Source organism: Terrisphaera buseokensis, assembly GCF_047521145.2.
GTDB lineage: Bacteria > Verrucomicrobiota > Verrucomicrobiia > Opitutales > Opitutaceae > ER46.
This window is the reverse complement of the sequence record NZ_CM134186.1, coordinates 94,129-113,055: the sequence shown is the minus strand read 5'-3', so window position 1 is coordinate 113,055 and position 18,927 is coordinate 94,129. Positions and strand designations below refer to the sequence as shown.

The 18,927-nt window shown below is 66.1% G+C and carries 16 protein-coding genes and 1 riboswitch; of the genes, 10 read left to right on the top strand and 6 right to left on the bottom strand.

Features of this window, described 5'->3' with window-relative positions; genetic code table 11:
- Positions 1 to 271 precede the first annotated feature (271 nt).
- From ACLJEU_RS00430 to ACLJEU_RS00385, 10 genes are all read left to right on the top strand, one after another.
- A complete protein-coding gene (locus tag ACLJEU_RS00430) occupies positions 272 to 943 on the top strand; it encodes a heavy metal response regulator transcription factor (RefSeq protein WP_414662632.1) in 672 nt (223 codons plus the stop codon).
- The gene (locus tag ACLJEU_RS00425) at positions 924 to 2,390 is read left to right on the top strand and encodes a heavy metal sensor histidine kinase (protein WP_414662533.1); all 1,467 of its coding nucleotides are present in this window, start codon (positions 924 to 926) and stop codon (positions 2,388 to 2,390) included. The genes ACLJEU_RS00430 and ACLJEU_RS00425 overlap by 20 nt, the downstream gene beginning before the upstream one ends.
- A gap of 84 nt (positions 2,391 to 2,474) precedes the next feature.
- Positions 2,475 to 3,239 carry a nuclear transport factor 2 family protein gene (locus ACLJEU_RS00420; RefSeq protein ID WP_414662532.1) on the top strand — a complete coding sequence of 255 codons (765 nt, stop codon included), beginning with the start codon at positions 2,475 to 2,477 and terminating at the stop codon, positions 3,237 to 3,239.
- A gap of 73 nt (positions 3,240 to 3,312) precedes the next feature.
- A riboswitch (Fluoride riboswitch) is annotated at positions 3,313 to 3,397 on the top strand.
- A 136-nt stretch (positions 3,398 to 3,533) separates the two neighbouring features.
- On the top strand, positions 3,534 to 4,859 hold the full coding sequence (locus tag ACLJEU_RS00415; protein ID WP_414662531.1) for a voltage-gated chloride channel family protein: 1,326 nt from the start codon (positions 3,534 to 3,536) through the stop codon (positions 4,857 to 4,859).
- A 185-nt stretch (positions 4,860 to 5,044) separates the two neighbouring features.
- Positions 5,045 to 5,356 carry an ArsR/SmtB family transcription factor gene (locus tag ACLJEU_RS00410; protein ID WP_414662530.1) on the top strand — a complete coding sequence of 104 codons (312 nt, stop codon included), beginning with the start codon at positions 5,045 to 5,047 and terminating at the stop codon, positions 5,354 to 5,356.
- A gap of 50 nt (positions 5,357 to 5,406) precedes the next feature.
- On the top strand, positions 5,407 to 5,730 hold the full coding sequence (arsD, locus tag ACLJEU_RS00405; protein ID WP_414662529.1) for an arsenite efflux transporter metallochaperone ArsD: 324 nt from the start codon (positions 5,407 to 5,409) through the stop codon (positions 5,728 to 5,730).
- Positions 5,727 to 7,511 (top strand): arsenical pump-driving ATPase, encoded by a 1,785-nt coding sequence (gene arsA / locus ACLJEU_RS00400; protein ID WP_414662528.1) that lies wholly within the window; start codon positions 5,727 to 5,729, stop codon positions 7,509 to 7,511. Before arsD ends, arsA begins: the two co-directional genes overlap by 4 nt.
- Complete coding sequence (locus tag ACLJEU_RS00395; RefSeq protein WP_414662527.1) at positions 7,508 to 7,744, top strand: FmdB family zinc ribbon protein; 237 nt, start codon at positions 7,508 to 7,510, stop codon at positions 7,742 to 7,744. The genes arsA and ACLJEU_RS00395 overlap by 4 nt, the downstream gene beginning before the upstream one ends.
- A 17-nt stretch (positions 7,745 to 7,761) precedes the next feature.
- A complete protein-coding gene (arsB, locus tag ACLJEU_RS00390; RefSeq protein WP_414662526.1) occupies positions 7,762 to 8,841 on the top strand; it encodes an ACR3 family arsenite efflux transporter in 1,080 nt (359 codons plus the stop codon).
- A gap of 157 nt (positions 8,842 to 8,998) precedes the next feature.
- Positions 8,999 to 9,445 (top strand): arsenate reductase ArsC, encoded by a 447-nt coding sequence (locus tag ACLJEU_RS00385; RefSeq protein WP_414662525.1) that lies wholly within the window; start codon positions 8,999 to 9,001, stop codon positions 9,443 to 9,445.
- A 112-nt stretch (positions 9,446 to 9,557) separates the two neighbouring features.
- On the opposite strand, the gene ACLJEU_RS00380 is transcribed toward ACLJEU_RS00385, so the two are convergent.
- From ACLJEU_RS00380 to ACLJEU_RS00355, 6 genes are all read right to left on the bottom strand, one after another.
- Complete coding sequence (locus tag ACLJEU_RS00380) at positions 9,558 to 11,363, bottom strand: hypothetical protein (RefSeq protein WP_414662524.1); 1,806 nt, start codon at positions 11,361 to 11,363, stop codon at positions 9,558 to 9,560.
- Between the two features lie 82 nt (positions 11,364 to 11,445).
- Positions 11,446 to 14,250 (bottom strand): TonB-dependent receptor domain-containing protein, encoded by a 2,805-nt coding sequence (locus ACLJEU_RS00375; RefSeq protein WP_457795324.1) that lies wholly within the window; start codon positions 14,248 to 14,250, stop codon positions 11,446 to 11,448.
- A 385-nt stretch (positions 14,251 to 14,635) separates the two neighbouring features.
- Positions 14,636 to 15,454, bottom strand: coding sequence for a UDP-2,3-diacylglucosamine diphosphatase (locus tag ACLJEU_RS00370; RefSeq protein ID WP_414662522.1), 819 nt, complete (start codon positions 15,452 to 15,454; stop codon positions 14,636 to 14,638).
- Positions 15,451 to 16,395, bottom strand: a complete 945-nt coding sequence (locus ACLJEU_RS00365; protein ID WP_414662521.1) for a diacylglycerol/lipid kinase family protein — start codon at positions 16,393 to 16,395, stop codon at positions 15,451 to 15,453. The genes ACLJEU_RS00370 and ACLJEU_RS00365 overlap by 4 nt, the downstream gene beginning before the upstream one ends.
- A complete protein-coding gene (locus tag ACLJEU_RS00360) occupies positions 16,392 to 17,561 on the bottom strand; it encodes an MGDG synthase family glycosyltransferase (RefSeq protein ID WP_414662520.1) in 1,170 nt (389 codons plus the stop codon). Before ACLJEU_RS00360 ends, ACLJEU_RS00365 begins: the two co-directional genes overlap by 4 nt.
- Positions 17,558 to 18,718: a glycosyltransferase family 4 protein gene (locus ACLJEU_RS00355; protein WP_414662519.1), complete on the bottom strand. Its 1,161-nt coding sequence runs from the start codon at positions 18,716 to 18,718 to the stop codon at positions 17,558 to 17,560. The genes ACLJEU_RS00360 and ACLJEU_RS00355 overlap by 4 nt, the downstream gene beginning before the upstream one ends.
- Between the last annotated feature and the right edge of the window lie 209 nt (positions 18,719 to 18,927).

The window sequence follows — 18,927 nt, the reverse complement described above, 5'->3', positions numbered from 1 at the left end:
CAAATCCACCCGAAATCTCCCCGGACTTTCAGCGCGGTTTGTCGTTCATCAAATGACAAACCCGCCTGGCAGTTCTTCGCCAGGAACGTGGCGTGGAGAATCTAGGTCATCGGTTGTTGGTTGGGCGGACCAGCACGGACTGAATCCCGTGCTGGTCTTTTCTCTGGAGGGATCCCACTCGGTTTCACCGCAATAAATGCGGTGAGATTCGCAACGGCGGCTGCACAATCCTCATCGCGGCCTGAACGGGCCCACGCTTATGTCCACCGTCATGCGCATTCTGATCGTCGAAGACGAGCGGAAGACCGCCGACTATCTTCACAAGGGCCTTACGGAAAGCGGCTTTGTCGCCGATGCCGCCTATAACGGCGACGACGGCCTGCATCTCGCGCTGACCGAGGACTACGATCTTGTCGTGCTCGATGTCACCCTGCCGGGACGCGACGGCTGGTCCGTGCTGGGTTCGCTGCGCCGCGCCGGCCGACAGACTCCCGTGCTGTTTCTCACTGCCCGGGACACCGTGCTCGAACGCGTGAAGGGCCTCGAGCTCGGAGCGGACGACTATCTGGTGAAGCCTTTCGCGTTCTCCGAATTGCTGGCGCGCGTCCGCTCGATCCTGCGGCGCGGACCGCACCGTCAGCCGGAGACCCTGCGGGTCGCGGACCTGGAACTGGATCTACCGCGGCACCGGGCCTCGCGCGGCGGCCAGCGGATCGATCTCACTCCCAAGGAATTCGCCCTGGTCTCGCTGCTGGCGCGCCGCAAAGGCGAAGTACTTTCCCGGACACTGCTGGCGGAGCTCGTCTGGGAAATGCATTTCGACAGCGACACGAACGTGGTCGACGTCGCCGTACGCCGCCTGCGGGCCAAGGTGGACGACGCGTTCGAGCCCAAGCTGATTCGCACCGTTCGCGGTGTCGGTTATGTCCTCGACGACACCTGAATCGCTGCGCCCGCCTCTGCCCGCTCTCCTGCGCCGCCCCTGGTCCATCGCGGGCCGGCTGACTCTGCTCTACGTCGGCTCGACCGCCGCGATTCTCGTTCTCGCCGCGGGCTACCTCTACACCGGACTGCAGGACGGCCTTGCGCGCCAGGACCGGGCGTTGGTCACCGGCAAGCTCGAGGTCATGCGCCTGCTGCTCGAAGAGCACCGCGATAAAACCGAGGCGCTGGCGAGCGAAGTGGAGCACGAGGCGGCGGCAAACTCCGTTCTCAAATACTACCTGCGGGTGCTCGACGCGCGCGGCCGCGTCATCCTCGAAACGCCCGACATGGGGCGACTGCTGCCCGCCAGCCTGTTTCCCGAGCCGCCGGCGGCAGTCAGCAGCCTCTCGCACGTCACAACCCGACGGCTGAATTCCGGGCGTTCTTATCTGGTGCTCACCGGCTCAAGCGGTGCCGGACCGCAGGCCACCGAGCGCAGGACTCTGCAAATCGCGCTGGATGTCGGCCACAATGACTCCCTGCTGGCGGACTATCGCTGGAAACTCCTTGCGACTCTCGCCGCCGGCATCGCGCTGGCCGCCGGCACCGGAATTCTGATCACCCGCGCCGGGCTGCGCCCGCTGCGCCACATCACCCGCGCGACGCAGACGATCACCGCCAGCAAGTTGAATGACCGACTGATCGCGACCGAGTGGCCGGCGGAGCTGCACGAGCTGGCGACGGCGTTCGATGCGATGCTCGATCGGCTGGAGGAGTCGTTCAACCGGCTCACGGCGTTTTCGTCCGATCTCGCCCACGCGCTGCGCAATCCGATCAACAATCTGCGCGGCGAAACCGAGGTGGCACTCAATCGCGCCCGCACGCCGGCCGAATACCACCAGATTCTTGGTTCGAGTCTCGAGGAGTTCGAGCGGCTCTCCCACATGATCGAGGCGCTGCTGTTCATCGCGCGCTCGGACAACCCGCACGCCGTCCTCGAACGGGTACGGTTTCCCGTGCGCCACGAAATGGATGCGGTGCGGGAATTCTACGAAGGCGTCGCCGCAGAGCGGGACGTGACCGTCACCTGCGAGGGCGAAGCATCGCTGACGGGCGATCCCATGCTCGTGCGGCGCGCCCTCAGCAACCTGCTCGGAAATGCGCTCAAGCACACGCCGGCCCGAGGCGTCATCACGCTCGCCGCGCACGCGGAGTCCGACCACTCCGTGTCGCTCACCGTCACCGACACCGGAGCCGGCATCGCCGCGGAAGACCTGCCCAAAGTGTTCGACCGTTTCTACCAGGTGGATCGGACACGCGGGCCGGAAGCAACCGGCGCCGGTCTGGGCCTCGCGATCGTAAAATCGATCATGCGGCTGCACGGCGGAGTCGCCCGGATTGAAAGCACCCTGGGTCGCGGGACGAAGGTAACGCTGACCTTTCCTGCCGCAGACGAGCGTTCCTGAGTCGATCGCGTGCCCGCGAGGCATCGACCGGGCCGCCAAATCACGGGTTGACATGACTCCGCCGGAGGGAGCCCACTGGGTTCAATGTACTCCAACAAGCTGACGCTGGGCTTGGTGGGCGCGATCGGTCTCATCGTGGGCCTGGCTTTTCTCGTGCAATGGCAGATCAACGCCGGGCTGCGTCGCGATCTCGCGGCCCTGCACGAAAAACTCGGCCCCGGTGAACCGTCGAATGGAGCCAGCCGCACCCCGTCACTCGTTGCAACCGGCGCCCCCGCGACGGCCGGCACGCTTGGCACGGCTGAACGCGTGGAGCTGGGCCGATTGCGCCGTGAGTTGAACGAATTGAAAACGCGCACGCAGGCCCTCGCACGCGTTGCAGCCACGAACGCCGGCGGCGTCGCGCCCTTGCAGCTGACGCCCTCGGGTGCCTGGAAAAACGCCGGGCGCAACACCCCTTCGGAGGCAGCCGAGACGCTGCTGTGGGCGACGGACAGCGGCGACGTGCAGGAACTGGCGAAGTCGATCACGCTCGATGCCGCGGCGCGCGAGAAAGCGGAAACGATGCTCCTGCAGATGTCGCCCGAACTGAAGAAGACGTACGACACCCCGGAGAAACTCGTCGCGCTGCTCCTGGCCCGGGAGGTGGACATTCGCGCCATGCAGGTGATCGGCGAGAGCACCGCCGGCGACGACGCGCTCGTGAACCTGCGGCTGCAAAAGGACGACGGTAAGACCAAGGAGGAAGGCATGACGTTTCAGCGCACGCCCGAAGGCTGGCGGATGCGCGTGACCGGCAAGGCCGTGGACAAGATGGGCAAGAAACTGAACGACCCGCCGAAGAAGTAACGGGAAGAAGCCGGGCCGCCACGGGCCGTGCTCCGCGGGAAAGGAGTTGAAACCCGCAGTCGCCCCTCCTGAATCGGACCACGGTAATGGATTTCTACCCTCCCGCCCGCGGGGAAAACCGCCTGACGCACGTCAGCGCTGATGATTCCTACTGCGAAGCAACGCACTAGGAATCACCATGACATTATCACTCTGGCTAGCCTTCAGCGGCAAACAGCACCCGGCCTTGAAACAGGTCGTGTTCTCGCACGACGCGCGTGAACAAAACCCAGCGCAGGTCTTGGTCTCGACGCCATGAAGCGCCTTCTCGACTACCGGGAACACGCGGAAACGCTCGCCCAACTGCTGCGCTGGACGCTGCTGGTGGTGCCCGTCGGAATTCTCGGCGGCTCGGCGAGCGCGCTGTTTCTATGGTCGCTCGATCGCGTGACGGAGCTGCGCTGGCAGCACGGCTGGCTGCTGTTTCTGCTGCCAGTCGCGGGCGTCGCAGTGGGCTGGGTTTATCACGCGGTGGGCCGGTCGGCCGCCGGCGGCAACAACCTGATCATCGAGCAAATCCATGCACCCGGCGGCGGCGTGCCGACCCGCATGGCTCCGCTCATCCTCGCCGGCACGCTCGTGACGCATCTGTTCGGCGGCTCGGCCGGCCGTGAGGGCACCGCCATTCAGATGGCGGGCAGTCTGGCGAGCGCCTACGGGCGGCTCTGCCGCTTCGGCGCGGAGAACACGCGCGTGCTGCTCATGGCCGGCGTCGCCGCGGGCTTCGGATCCGTATTCGGCACGCCGGTGACTGGAGCGATTTTTGCGCTGGAAGTGCTCGTCATCGGACGGATGCGCTACGACGCGCTGCTGCCGGTGCTCGTCGCAAGCGTGGTCGGCGACGTCACCTGTTCGGCCTGGGGCATCGCCCACGCGCAGTACCGCATCGCGTTCGATGCGACCACGACGGCGCATCTTCACCTGGACGCCTGGCTCGTGGGTAAAGTCGTGATCGCCGCCGTGGCGTTTGGTCTGGTGAGCCGGCTGTTTTCGGAACTGACGCATGCGTTGCAGGCCACCTACGAGCGCTTCATTCCCCTGCCCTGGCTGCGTCCCGCGGCCGGAGGCGTTCTGGTGATCGGCCTGGTTTATCTCGTCGGCACCCGCGACTATCTGGGCCTGAGCGTGACATCGCCGGACGCGAATGGCATCTCGCTCGCAACCGCCTTTGTGCCCGGCGGAGTGACGCCGTGGAGCTGGTGGTGGAAAGTGCTGTTCACCGCCGTCACGCTGGCCGCCGGCTTCAAGGGCGGCGAAGTCACGCCGCTTTTTTTCATCGGTGCCGCGCTCGGCCACACCCTTGGCGTCCTGCTGGGCGCACCGATCGATCTTTTCGCCGCCATCGGCTTCATCGCCGTTTTCGCCGGGGCGACGAACACACCGCTCGCCTGCACGGTGATGGGCCTCGAACTTTTCGGCGCGCACCACGCCGTGTACTTCGCGCTCGCATGCTTCATCGCGTATTACTGCAGCGGCCACTCGGGCATCTACCTTTCGCAACGCGTCGGCGTGCCCAAGCGTGGGGGCGCTGTGCCGCCGGAAATGTCGCTGCGCGAAACGCGTGACGTGGAGCGGCGCTGAACCGGGTCCGAGGGGAGCGCCCCCAGGAGCGCAGGCGTCCCACCTGCAGTCCGATACCTTCAAGCGGGACGTCTGCACCCCCGCCAGCCAGCAGCATCGGCACCATTAGACGACGTTACGATTGCCGGACTTCCTGCCGGCGCGTTTGACTTCACTCCATTTACTTTGTCATTTGGCAAAGTAACATGACACGCCGCGCCCTCACCCTCGATCCGACATCCTCCGAAACGATCCAACGCGGGGCTGAGATCTTCAAGTCGCTGGGTCATCCGAGCCGGCTCGCCATGATCGCCGCGCTCGAGCGGGGCGAAAAATGCGTCAACGATCTGCACGAGCTCGTCGGCGGCGATCTCTCCACGATCTCCAACCACCTCGCCGTTCTGCGCCAGGTCGGCCTGGTCCGCAGCGAACGCCGCGGCACCCAGGTATTCTACACGCTGCGCATGCGCTGCATCCTCGATGTCCTGGGCTGCGTGGGCCGTTTCGAGGACTGCTGAGCGTGGCCCGTCCCCTTCCGCCAGAAATTCCCCCGAGCCAACCTCCCCTCATGAAACATCTCCAGGTTTTCGATCCCCCGCTCTGTTGCTCGACGGGCGTCTGCGGGCCCGACATCGACCCGGCGCTGCCGCGCTTCGCCGGCCTGCTGGCCCAACTCAGCGCGGCCGGCGTCGTCGTGGATCGCTACAATCTCGCCCACCAGCCGCTCGCGTTCGTGCAGCATCCCGCGGTCAAGGCCCTCCTCGATCAGCACGGCATCGAGGCGCTGCCGGCCGTCTTCGTCGACGGCGAACTGGCGTTGCGCGGAACCTACCCCACTCCGGAACAGTGCGGGGAGTGGCTGAATCACGTCGGCGTCGCCTCCCGACCATGAACTCCCGGCCCATCAGCGAGCTGATCACGACGGCGCCTCGCCACCTGTTCTTCACCGGCAAGGGCGGTGTCGGCAAAACGTCGCTCGCCTGCGCCACCGCCGTCGCGCTGGCGCGGCCCGATCATCGCGTCCTGCTCGTCAGCACCGATCCGGCGTCGAATCTCGACGAGGTGCTCGCGACACCGCTGTCGCGCGAGGCGCGCGCCGTATCCGGGGCGCCTGGACTCGACGCCCTCAACATCGATCCGCAGGCCGCCGCGCACGCGTATCGCGAGAAGGTCGTCGGCCCCATGCGCGGCCTGCTCCCGCCCGCCGCCCTGCGCAGCATGGAGGAACAACTCTCCGGCGCCTGCACGATGGAGATCGCCGCGTTCGATGAATTCGCGCGGCTGCTCGGCGACCCGGCCGCCACCGCCGGCTACCGTCACGTGATTTTCGATACGGCGCCCACCGGCCATACGCTCCGGCTCATGCTGCTGCCCCGGGCATGGACGAGTTTTCTCGACGCCAACACGACCGGGACTTCGTGCCTCGGCCCGCTCGCCGGTCTCGACGCCCAGCGCACGGTGTACGAACACGCGATGCGCACGCTCACGGATGCGACGGCGACGCGCGTCGTGCTCGTGACGCGCGCCCAAACGGCGGCCTTGCGCGAAGCGGAGCGCACCGCCACGGAACTGCGCGGCGTGGGCGTCACCGGCCAGGTGCTCGTCATCAACGCCGTGTTCTCAGCCTCCGATCGCACGGATGCGACCGCGCTCGCCTTGGAGCAACGCGGCCAGCGCGCCCTCGCCGCGGCCGCCCCCTTCATTGCCACGCTGCCGCACTACGTCGTGCCGCTCCGCCCCCAGAATCTCGTCGGTCTTGCCGCCCTGCGCACCCTGTTGGACGAATCCGCACCGCCTCCGCTTCCCGGCGTCGGTCACGCCGCGATCCCAGCGCATGCCAGCGTCGGGGAACTCCTCGAGGCGCTGGCCGCGCCCGGCCATGGCGTGATCATGACGATGGGCAAGGGCGGCGTGGGCAAAACCACCGTGGCCGCCGCACTCGCCGTGGCGTTGGCCCATGAAGGTCACGCCGTGCACCTCACGACCACCGACCCGGCCGCACACGTCACCGCCACGCTCGCCGGCAGCCTGCCGAATCTCACCGTCAGCCGCATCGATCCCGCCATCGAAACCAAGGCCTACGTCGACCAGGTGATGGCCAGCCAGGGCGCGAACCTCGACGCCAGCAGCCGCGCGTTGCTCGAGGAGGACCTGCGCTCGCCTTGCACCGAGGAGATCGCGGTGTTCCGGGCCTTCGCCCGCACCGTCGCCGCGGGCCGTGAAGGCTTCGTCGTCCTCGACACCGCACCCACGGGCCACACGTTGCTGCTTCTCGACGCCACGGCGGCGTATCATCGCGAGCTCGGACGCCAGTCGCGCGACACCGCGCCGGAGGAAGTCCGCGAGCTGCTGCCCCGGCTGCGCGACCCGGCGTTCACGCGCGTCATTCTCGTCACGCTGCCCGAGGCCACGCCGGTGCACGAAGCCGCTGCGCTGCAGGCCGACCTGCGTCGCGCCGCCATCGAGCCCTTTGCGTGGATCGTGAACCAGAGCTTCGCGCTCACGCCGACGTCCGATCCCTTGCTGGCCGAGCGCGCGCGCCGCGAGCTGCCGTATTTCGAAGAGGTCATCGCCACCCATGCGACCCGTACCGCAGCCCTGCCCTGGCTGGCCACCGAGCCGGTCGGCATCGACGCCCTCGCCCAGCTTTTTCCCCTTCCCCTGAAGCCATGACCACCTACGTCTACGAAACCATCCCGCAACAACCCGGCGAGAAGTCCACGTACTTCGAGCTCAAGCAAAGCATGCAGGACGCGCCCCTCACGCAACATCCCGAATCCGGGAAACCGATACGCCGGGTGATTCTCGGCGGCTACGGCGTGTTGAAGTCCGGCGGCGCACCCGCGCCGAAGAGCGGCGCCGCGGACGGCGGCTGCGGTTGCGGACCCGCCGGCTGCTGCAACTGAAGCCCGACGATGTTCGCATGAGCAACGGCTCCGTCAAACGCCTCGATTTCTTCGAGCGCTATCTCACGTGGTGGGTTTTGGGCTGCATGGTCGTGGGCGTCGCCGTCGGAAAACTCCTGCCCGGAGTCACCACCACACTCAGCAGCTGGGAGTTCGGCACGGGCTCGCACGTCAACATTCCGATCGCCGTCCTCATCTGGATGATGATCTACCCGATGATGCTGAAGATCGACTTCGGCGGCCTCGCGGGCGTAGCGCGGCGACCCAAAGGCCTGATCATCACGCTCGTCGTCAACTGGCTGGTGAAGCCGTTCAGCATGGCGCTGCTCGGCTGGCTTTTCGTGCGCGTGCTCTTCGGTGACTGGCTTGGCCTGATTCCGCCCGAAGCGGCCAAGGACTACACCGCCGGACTCATCATCCTCGCCGCCGCGCCTTGCACGGCGATGGTCTTCGTCTGGAGCTATCTGACCGACGGCGATTCCGCGTACACGCTCGCGCAGGTCGCGATCAACGACCTGATCATGCTCTTCGCCTTCGCGCCGATCGTGATGTTTCTCGTCGGCGTGACCGGCGTGGTCGTGCCGAACCAGGTGCTGTTCACGTCGGTGATCGTCTTCATCGTGATTCCCCTCGCCGCCGGCTGGCTCAGCCGCGTGCTGCTCCTGCGCACGATGGGCGCGGAGTGGTTCAACACCCGGTTTCTCGCGGCGTTCAAGCCGGTCACGATCTTCGCACTCCTGGCCACGCTCGCGCTCATCTTCGCGTTCCAAGCGGAGAACATTCTCACGAACTGGATCGCGGTGTTGCTGATCGCCGTGCCGATCCTGATCCAGGTCTACTCCAACGCCGGGCTGGTCTACCTGCTGATGCGCACTTTCAAGGTCCCGCACAACGTGGCGACGCCCGGCGCGCTGATCGGCGCGAGCAACTTCTTCGAACTCGCGGTCGCCGTGGCGATCACGCTCTTCGGCCCGACGTCCGGCGCTGCGCTCGCCACGATTGTCGGCGTCCTCGTCGAGGTGCCCGTGATGCTCTCCGTGTGCCGCCTGTGCACCGGCTCCCGCACGTGGTACGAACAAAGGACTGCAGCTGCCTAGCGAAAGCGGATCGCACGCCGTTCGATGCAGCCACGCCCATGCATTCACAGGAGGTAACCGAGGCAACAGAGGAAAAATCTGTCTCCGTTCTCTCCGTTTCCTCCTGTGCACCTTCCGGGCGCAGCCGTACTGGCACAGACGTCACTCGTAATTTTCCATGAAACCCAACGTTCTCATTCTCTGCACCGGCAACTCCTGCCGCAGCCACATGGCCGAGGGCATCCTGCGCGCCGCCGCCGGTGATCTCATCGAAGTCCACAGCGCGGGATCGAAGCCCGCCGGCTACGTGCACCCGAAAGCGGTCCAGGTACTGAAGGAGATCGGGATCGACCTCTCGGCGCACACGTCGAAACACATGAACACGTTTCTTGATCGCCCGATCACCACGGTGATCACGGTGTGCGGCAATGCGGATCAAGCCTGCCCGGTGTATCCGGGCCAGGTGAACCGCCACCACTGGGGTTTCGACGATCCCGCGCACGCGACCGGCACCGAGGAGGAAATCCTCGCGCAGTTCCGGCGCGTGCGGGATGAGATCAAACTCGTCTTCGAAGCCTACGCCGCCGGACTGCGCGAAGGGCGGCGGACTGCTGCGAAGGGCTGAGAGTTGAGGGCTGGAGGAGACTGAGCCTAGGACCGCGACCGCCCCCGGTCGCACGGTTTCGGATGCGACCGAGGGCGGTCGCGGTCCAGGTCAATCCCTTCCTCCGCCCGCCTCAGTCGATCTCGTACACTTCTACAATCACTTCACCGCCGCCGGTCTTGCCGCGCACCTGCAGCGTGTAGGCGCCAGGCGGGAGCGTCGCGAGCAGCACCGCGTCGCGGCTGCCGGGCGTCAGCGCAAACGCACCGACCTGCGCCGCCAGCTGCACCGCCTGCGTGCCCGACCAGTCGTCGTTCTCCGCGATCTTCGCGGAGCCCGAGTATAGCTCGAGCACGGGATCGGCGACCACGTTGCTCACGCCGAGCGCCGTGAGTCCCGGGCCGACCGCGCGAATCATGACGGTCTGCGACTGGTTGCCGTTGATGAAGAACCCGGGAAACGCCACGCCGCCGGCCGCCAGCGTCGTGCGCGTGGCGATGTTGCTCAACCGGCTGGTCGAGCCGCTGTTCACCACGACGGTGCTGCCGCCACCCGTGTCGCTGAGCGCACTGGCCGGGGAGAAATAACCATCGCGGCCGAGCTTCGTCCACGCGTACGCCCAGTTGCCCGACGTCGTGAACGCCCCGAGATAACTCGCCGGTGTGAAGAAGCCGTCATTCGGCGGCGTCGCCGCCAGCTGCAACGCCGGACTGCCCGCGCGCAGCCGCGGATCGAGCAATCCGCCCTTGGTGCGATCGATGGCCACGAACAGGGGATCGGTGTTCACGCGGTTGGCCTGCGCCGCGGCACGAATGTGCTCCGCCGTGTAGTTGGTGGCCGGAGCCGCGCCGCCCGCCGTCGCGTTCGGGCTCAGGAAGAGCTGCGCGTCGGTCGTACCCGCACCGAAGGTGCCGAAGAGATTGTTCGCGATCGTGATGTCGCCCGCCGCGAGCCGCTTCGCGCTGTCCTGCGCCTGCGCCGTCTCGGTCTCGATCCGAAACGCGTAGCCGCGGAAGTCGTGGAAGATCGAATTGAAGATGCGACCGCCGGTGTTGTCGCGGAAGATCGGTCCGAGACTCAGCGTGTTGGTGGCAGTCGCGCCGGAACCGATCGCCGTCACATTGTAGACCTGCGGCAACGCGTACGGCGTGCCGTCCTCGGGCGTGGTGCCGCCATCCGACTCGAACGCCTGGTTGCCGACGGAAGGATCTTGGATCAGGAAAAGAAACTGGAGTTTGCCGCGGAAGCCCTCGTCCCAGTCGAAACCGTCGTCGTCGTTGAAGGCGCTCACGAGATACTTGCAGTTCACCGTGCCGCCAAACCATTCGAAGCCGTCGTCGGCGTTCGCAAACACCTCGACGTATTCAATCGTCGTGCCGGATCCGACCGCACCCATCGTCAGTCCATTGAGCTCGTTGTTCGGCCCGAGCAGCGATCCGGCGTGACGGATCGACACATAGCGGAACGTGCCGGAACTGTCCGCGTCGTCCGTGCCGCCATAAAGGCCCAGCGGCTCCGTCGTCGGGATGCCCTCGATGTTGCCCTGACCGGAGGCGGTGTTGATCCGCGCGCGTCCGAGCAACACGACGCCGCCCCAGAGGCCGCGGTCGTTCTGGCCGAGATTGCCGTTCAGATTGTCCGCTTCCGCCGTGAAGATGATCGGCTCGGACGCGGTGCCGCTGGCATTGATCTTGCCGCCGCGCGCGATCACGAGCGCAGACGCATCCTGCGCGGCGCGCACCTTGCCCTTGATCACCGTGCCGGGCTCGATGGTCAGCGTGACGCCGTCGGTGACGAAGACGCGCCCGTCGAGAATGTAGGTGTTGGCCTTGGTCCACGTCCGGCTCGACGTGATGTTCGCGTTGACGGCGACATCGGCGGCAAGGAGCGCGGCTGGAGCGGAGAAGACCGCGAGGAGTTTCAAGAATCTGTGATGCATCGTTTCAGTGTGTTTGCTAATCGGATACTGACGGAAAGAGCGCGGGCTGGACCTGTTTGCGTCAGCCCGAGATGTGGGTGGGTCAGTAGGTGTAGGTGACGCCGAGCGACGTGGTCACACCGCGCCGGTGCGAGGACCGCAGGTAGTCGACGCCGTGATACGTGTAGGTTTCCTCGGCGGCGCGATTCAGGAGATTCTTCGCGCTGACCGTGATCTTCCACCGGTCACGAAGCTTCTGGTTCCAAATGAGGTCCAGCGTCGGCGCCGGCTGCTCGAACACATTCGGCGTGCCCGGCGGGCTCACCTGCGAGAGTCGCTCGCCGAAGACATTGTAGTAGGCACTCACCGTCGTGCCCCAGCGCGCGTTGTTGTAGGTCAGATCGAGATTGTAGATGTACGGCGACTGGCCGGTGAGTTCCCTCGTCCCGCCGGCGTTCGGCTCATAAAAGCGGATGAAGGTCAGCTCCGCGGGCGTGATATCCACCGCCGACTTCACGTACGTGAAGTTGAACCCGCCGGACAATCCGCGCAGTCGCTCCGAAAGGAACGCGAGGTTCTTGCGCAGTTCGATTTCGACGCCCTGCACCTCGCCGCGCGGTGCGTTCTGGAACTGCAACTCGCCGCTGTTCACGACGGAGAACACGCCACGTTCGATCGGGTCCGTCATGGCCTTGTGGAAAAGGCTCACCGCCACGATTTCTCCGCGGCGCGGAAACCACTCCCAGCGCAGATCGTAATTCCTGATCGTCGTGCGGCGCAGGCTGGGATTGCCGATGTAGACAAAGTCGCCGACGAATTCGAATGAGGTGTAGTCGGCGATTTCGCGGAAGTTCGGCCGCGCGATCGTCTTGGTCACTGCCGCCCGCAGGTTCATGCGATCGGTCAGTGCATAGACGAAGTTGAGCGACGGCAGGGTGTCGTTGTTATCGAGCACACCGGCCCGACGGCGGGGATCCCGGCTGCGCACATCGAGCTTCGTCGACTCACGGCGCACCCCACCTATGACCCGCAGCGCGCCGGTGACCGGAACATCAAGCATGCCATACCAGGCGTCGACCGCCTGCTCGCCCAGGTAGTTGTTACCCGCCGCACTCGTCTCGACGAGATAGAGCTGGCCGCCGCGAAACCGCCCCGTCGCCGGATCGACCTGGCCCACCTGCGACTCCCGCAGGAACTGCGACTCGTTGCCATCGTAGCGCAACACGGTGCTGCTGTATTCGAACAGGCGCTCGTTGAACGTGCGTTCGGTGCGCGCGATGGCCACGCCCGCCTTGAACTGCGCGCTGCGTCCCTCCCACGATCCGAAAGGCACCGCCACGTCGGCCGAGTAGTCGCGGCGAGTTTCCTCGAGGTCGCGGAAATAGCGGGACGGACGCGGCACACCGGAGGCCTCGAAAAACTGGCTGCCGTCCGGGGTTTGAAAGGTGCTGAAGTAGCGTGTATCCGGTTCGTCCTGCGTGGTCGTCGCGTCGGTGATGCTCCAGTTGACGCGGGTGTCGCGCAGCGCGGGAACGAGATGTTTGCCGGACAACTGGAACGAACGGAGCGAGCGCTCGGTGTAGCGCAGTGTGCGCGTGGTGAAGATCTCGGTCTCGCTGATGCCGCCGCCGGCCACGTTCATGCCGCTCTGCCGGCGGGCCAGATCGTTGCCCGACTGGTTGAACATCGAGTTCAGGCTCATCTGGTGATCCGGACTGAATTGATACGACAGGTTCAGCAGGGTCCCGATCAAGGCGTCGTCCTCGCTGCGCGTGTCGGTCAGCTGCACGAGGGGCGCCAGCGACGGCGAGTTCACGCCCTGCCGCTCGTAACGCCCGAGCACGCCATTGCTGTATCCGCCGAAGCTCCGATCGTACGAAAAACTGGCGGCATAGCCGAGCTTGCGTCCCAGCAGGGTGGTGACGCCACCGAGCGCAGTCGCGAAACTGTGGTTCAGGGGCGCGTCCTTCATCCCCGGCGAAATCACCGGACTGAACGCCCGCGTCAGCCGGCCAATCTCCGCGTCGACCGTGGGATTCGAAAACCGGAGCGGCATCCGCTGCCCGGCCAGCTCGCCCGGGAGATTGCGCCCGCCGTCGTCGCGGCCCCAGGTGTTGCTGCCACCTCCCGTCGAGAGGAAGTCGCGGCGGGTGATCCGGGAGTTGCTCGCGATCGAGGCCGAGACGGAAAACGTGAACTGCTCCGGGAACTCCTTCGTCTTCAGGTCGACGCTGCCGCCGGTGAAATTTCCGGGCCGGTCCGGCGTGAACGTCTTCGTCGTCACGATCGCATCGATCAGATCGCTCGGAAACATGTCCATGTTCACCGCCCGGCGGTCCGGATCGGCGCTCGGCACCTCGACGCCGTTGACCAGGGTGGAGCTGTAGCGCTCGCCGAGGCCGCGGATGTAAACGTATTTGCCGCCGACCACCGAGGCACCGGTGACCGCCTTCATCGCCGCCGCGGCGGTGCCGAAACCGAGCTTGCTCATCTGATCTGAACCGATCGCGTCGCTTACGCCGGTGGCCTTCTGCCTCACACCCAGCAGGCCGACACCGGAATTTTGCATCACTTCCGCGGAGACGGAAAACGCCTCCATCTTTACGACGGCATCGCGCTGCGTCGTCGCCGTGGTCAACGCGACGTCGATTCGCGCGGCAGTGTTGATTGCGACGGTCACCCCGGAAATCGTCACAGGCTGAAATCCTTCCTTCGTGACCTGAAGATCGCGGGCTCCGACCGGGACCTGCTCCAAGCGATAGCCGCCCTCCAGATCGGAGGTGGCCGTCTGGTCCGTGCCAGCGAGTCGCACGACGGCGCCCGCCACGCCGCGACCCGTGTCCACGCTCACGATCCGTCCGCTGATTCCAGCGACCGACTCCGCTGCCCGCAGTGCGGTGCCGATCAAAAGACCCAGCAGGACTGCGATGCTCCACCGGGACCATGTCCGCGCCGACGTTGAACACTTCATCATGCCTTCCAGCACGCCACGCCGCAATTCGTCCCCGCAATGCAATTGGTCCCGCGTCACGGACATTTCACCCGGCCGTCACGCATCCGTCATCAAGTGACGATTGGGTCACGCTTCCGCTGCGTCTGCCGCAATCTTCCGGCTAGAAAAAAGGCCGCCCAAAAACCCGTTGGGCGGCCTTACCTTACCGTACACAACACTGCTCTGAACAACCGCGACGAAGGACGGTGGTGACGGAGTTTCATTCAATGCAATTCAGGCGCGGCACCCACGATTTAACGCGCCCGTAACCTGTATCCGAGGGCGTCGTACGCCCCCGCGCCTAGACGCCGACGCCTTGCGCGGGAAATTCCAGGCTCGGCGAGTCCGCCCCCGCGGCTTCGTCGTCGAGTGGATAGCTGCGCACAAAGTCCACGTAGTTCACCAGCTCGAAGCGGCCGTCCCAGTGCTCGACGAGCGCGGTGAGCGACTCCACCCAGTCCCCGGAGTTGAGGTAGTGAACGTCGCCGATCATCTTGTCGGCGGCGGTGTGGATGTGCCCGCACATGACGCCGGTGCAACCCCGCTTTCTCGCCAGCTGGGTGATGTGTTCCTCGAAGTTGGAGATGTGGCTCACCGCTTCCTTGACGCGCGCCTTGATGGCCTTGCTCAGAGACCAGTACTCCTTGCCGCGCCACGCGCGCCACATGTTGTAGAATCGGTTCAACGTCAGCAGTGCCCGATAGCCCCAGTCCCCGAGGTGCGCGAGGAAGACGAAGTTCTTCGTCACGGTGTCGAAGATGTCGCCGTGCAGCACCAGATAACGACCACGCTGTCCCTCGTGGATATGTTCCTCCACCACCCTGAGGTTTTCGAAGTCGAGCGGCAGGAAGGACGAAAGGATGTCGTCATGATTCCCGCGGAGATAAACGACCTCGGTGTCGCGCTTCTCGAGTTTCTTCAGCACAATCCGGACGAAGCGCGTGTGCGCCTTGGTCCAGCTGCCACCGCGCCGAAGCTGCCAGCCGTCGATGATGTCGCCATTGAGGATCAACTTCGCGCAGCGGACGTGGCGGAGAAAGTGATTCACCTCGCTCACCTTCGATTCGGACGTGCCGAGGTGCACATCGCTGATGACGACGGTACGCACATGGAGCTTCATGGGAAAAGGAGGGCGAACCGGGCGGGTGTTGCCTTGCGCGCCGGCGCGACGACGCCCGACGCGGCCGGAACGAGAACATTGAGGCTGCCCGGCTGCACGTTCACCTCGATGCGCGCCCCGGTGGGGTGCGTTTCACCATCGGTGTGAATCAATCCCGGCGCCACCCGGTCGATCACGAAACGCGGTCCCGTCAGCCGGGTCACGTGCGGACTGCGATCGATGGTGCCGAGAAACAGCCGCGGCACGAGCGTGCCGGCGCGCCAGAGACCGACGGAGTGAACGGCCACCAGATCGAGCCGGCCGTCATCAATGCGCGCTCCCGGCGCAATCCGCGCGTTGTTGCCGTATTGATCCGAATTCGCCACCGCAATCAGCAGCACCTCCAAGGTCTCGCGGCGGGTGCCGGCGGAGACGATACAGTGCTCCGATCGCAGATTCCTGAGCGCGGCGCACGCCACGCGAATGTAGGCGGGGAGGCCGCGGCGGGTGAGACCGTTGAAGCGCTGACTGACGTCGGCGTCGAATCCCAGGCCCATGGCGTTGACGAACGGCAGCCCGTTCGCAGTGCCCGTATCCACTGCAACGATGCGACGGTCGGTCCCCGTCGCGAGCTGCAGGGCTCCGAGCGGGGAGCGGGGCAGCCCGAGATGCAAAGCGAGACCATTCCCGGAGCCGCACGGCACCAACGCAAGTGCGACCGGAGTATGGATCAGACCCTGCGCCACCTCGTTCATGGTGCCGTCGCCGCCGACGGCGACGACGAGGTCATGGCCGGATCGCACGGCTGCCCGCGCCAGTTCCGTCGCATGGCCGGGTCCTTCGGTGGTCGCTAGGTGCGCATCAAGCGAACGGGAGGCGATGAACTCCCGAATCACACCCGCCAGGCGTGGCCGCTGCCGGTTCCGGCCGGAGTTGGGATTGAAGATGAAACAGGTCTTCATGCGGTCGCAGCGACGCGGAACGGCAACGGGATGGGTTCCACTTCATCTCCGTGCGATCCCTCGACGCTGCCCAAAACGGCCCGATTGATGTCGTACGCCGCGCGGGTCCTGACCAGGGGCGCAATGGCCAGGCGCCACTGGTGCCAGACGCGGCCCTGGTCAGCAAAGGCGCGCTGCAGGGCCGCAAGCGCCTCGGCCGGCGTCTCGGCCAGCGCCCCGATGCCGTGCCGGCGGAGCAGTTCGTAATTTCCCTCCTCCTGCCCGGGCACAATCTGGTTCACAATCATCGGACAGCGGGCCGCCAGCGCCTCCTGCGTGGTTGCCCCGCCGGCTTTGCTGATGACGACATGGTGGGTCATCAACAGCCGGGGAATCTGATCGGTCCACCCGAGGATTCGGCACCGTCCGGGCCGCGCCGCCGCGAGCTGCGCGAGTTCAGCCCGCAACGTTTCGTTGCGTCCCACCGTACACGTGATCTCCCACGGGGTGTCGGTCAGCAGGCGCCGGGCCGTCTCGGCCGCGCCCGCCGTACCGGAATTGATGATATAGAGCACCCGGGGCGTCGCGCGGTCCCCAAGCCGGGGCGGTGCGAGCTCACGCGTGTGCGCATCGAAGAAAGGCTGTACTGGAAATCCGGAGACGTGAATCTTGTCAGTTGCGACGCCCGCGCGGCGCATGACCTCGGCGGAGTCCTCGTTGGGCACAAACCAGCCGGCCGCGCCGGCGCGCCACCACAGCGGGTGGATGCTGATGGAGTCGGTGACGACGTTGTAGAACGGAACCGTCAACCGGCCCTGCCGCGCGAGTCGGCGCAAAAGAAACGCATACACCGGATAGGTGCAGCAGATGGCATCAGGCCGCTCTCGCGCCATCAACTCGCCCAGCACCCGCCGCTCGCGCCACAGCAGCGAGAATGCGACGGCTGTTATGCCGGGCATTTCCAAGCTGCGGTACGCCAGGCTCCACGCGGCGGGCAGTCGATTGATCAACCCGAGATAGCACCGCCGGAACACCTCGTTCAGCCGCGGCGAGGCGAGTGCAAACACGTCCTCCACGCGGGCGGTCCCCGGGCCGTGGCTGCAATCGCAGGCCGCGGCGAGCGCCCGGGCGGCGGCGTTGTGGCCTTCGCCAAACGCGGCCGTGAGGATGAGCAACCGGGCGCTCATGCGAGGACAGCCTCCCGCGTTTCGAGCAGCACGCCGGCGACTTCCGCCAGGTCCGCTTCGAAGCGCCCGATCACGTTCTCCCATGACTGTCGCTCCACGGCGCTGCGCGCGGCGGTGCGAAGCTGCAGGCGCAGGAACTCATCCGAGGCCAGCAGCACCGCGGAATCAACCAATGCATCCGGCTGATCGCACGGGACGGCCAGCCCGTTCGCTCCATGGCGCACAAACTGTCGGGCCGCCGCGTAGTCGAAGCCCGCGACCGCGAGGCCACTCGCCATGGCCTCGGTCAGGACGTTGCCGAAGGTCTCGGTGAGACTCGCGTGAATGTAGATGTCGGCCGAGGCGTAGTGCCGCGCGAGGTCTCCGCGCGAAACGAAGCCGGTGAACACGCACTGCGGGTGATCGCGTTGCAACCGCTCCCGCAACGGTCCGTCCCCGACCAGGACGAAACGACAGCGCGGATTGGACACGCGCATCGCTTCGAAGGCGGTGAAGAGCAGGCCGTAGTTTTTTTCCGCCGCCATTCGTCCGGCGTGAATCACCACCGGATCGGTGTCACCCGCGCCCCACTTTGCCCGCAGGACCGCGGCCCGGCGGGCGGGATGGAACTGCCACGTGTCCACGCCACGGGACAAGAGTGCGACCCGCTCGAAACCGCTCGCCGTAAGCTCGGCACACAGGTCCTGCGTCGGCGCAAACGTCCGCTGCGTGCGGTTGTGCACCCGCCGCAGCCAGGCGAGCACCAGGCGGCCAAGGAGCGGGAAACCGTAGTGCCGCGTGTAGGCGTGAAAATTAGTGTGGAAGCTGGACGTCACTGGAAGGCCAAGCGCGCGCGCCGCGCTGATCGCCGACGCCCCGAGCGGGCCCTCGGTGGCGACATGCACCAGATCGGGACGGTCTGCGGTCCATTCGCGGCGCAACCGCCGCGCCGCCGGCAGCCCGAGCCGCAGCATCGGATACCGCGGAATCGGCATGCCCGGCAGCGGTATCTCGCGGAACTCCGGCTGCGCCTCGCCCGCCGGCAGGTCGTCACGGCGCGGCCGATACACCCGCACCGCGTGGCCGCGGCGCCCCAGCTCGCGGGCGATGACGCCGAACGTCATCGCGACGCCGTTGATTTCCGGCGGGAACGTTTCGGAGACGAGGGCGAGTTTCACGGCGGAGCGGAAAGGTGGAATGCGGCCGCGGGCAGTTAAGCCCGGCCGCGTCGCAAACGCGTGGCGGTGTAGTTACATTCTGGAGACAACGGCGCCGCGGCCGCCGGAATGTCGCGAACTCGTCGCGTCCCCGCCATGCAACCGACACCGGCGGGGGCCAGAGTGGCGCGCGACGCCCGGTCACCACGGTCCCACGCCGCGGGGGCGCC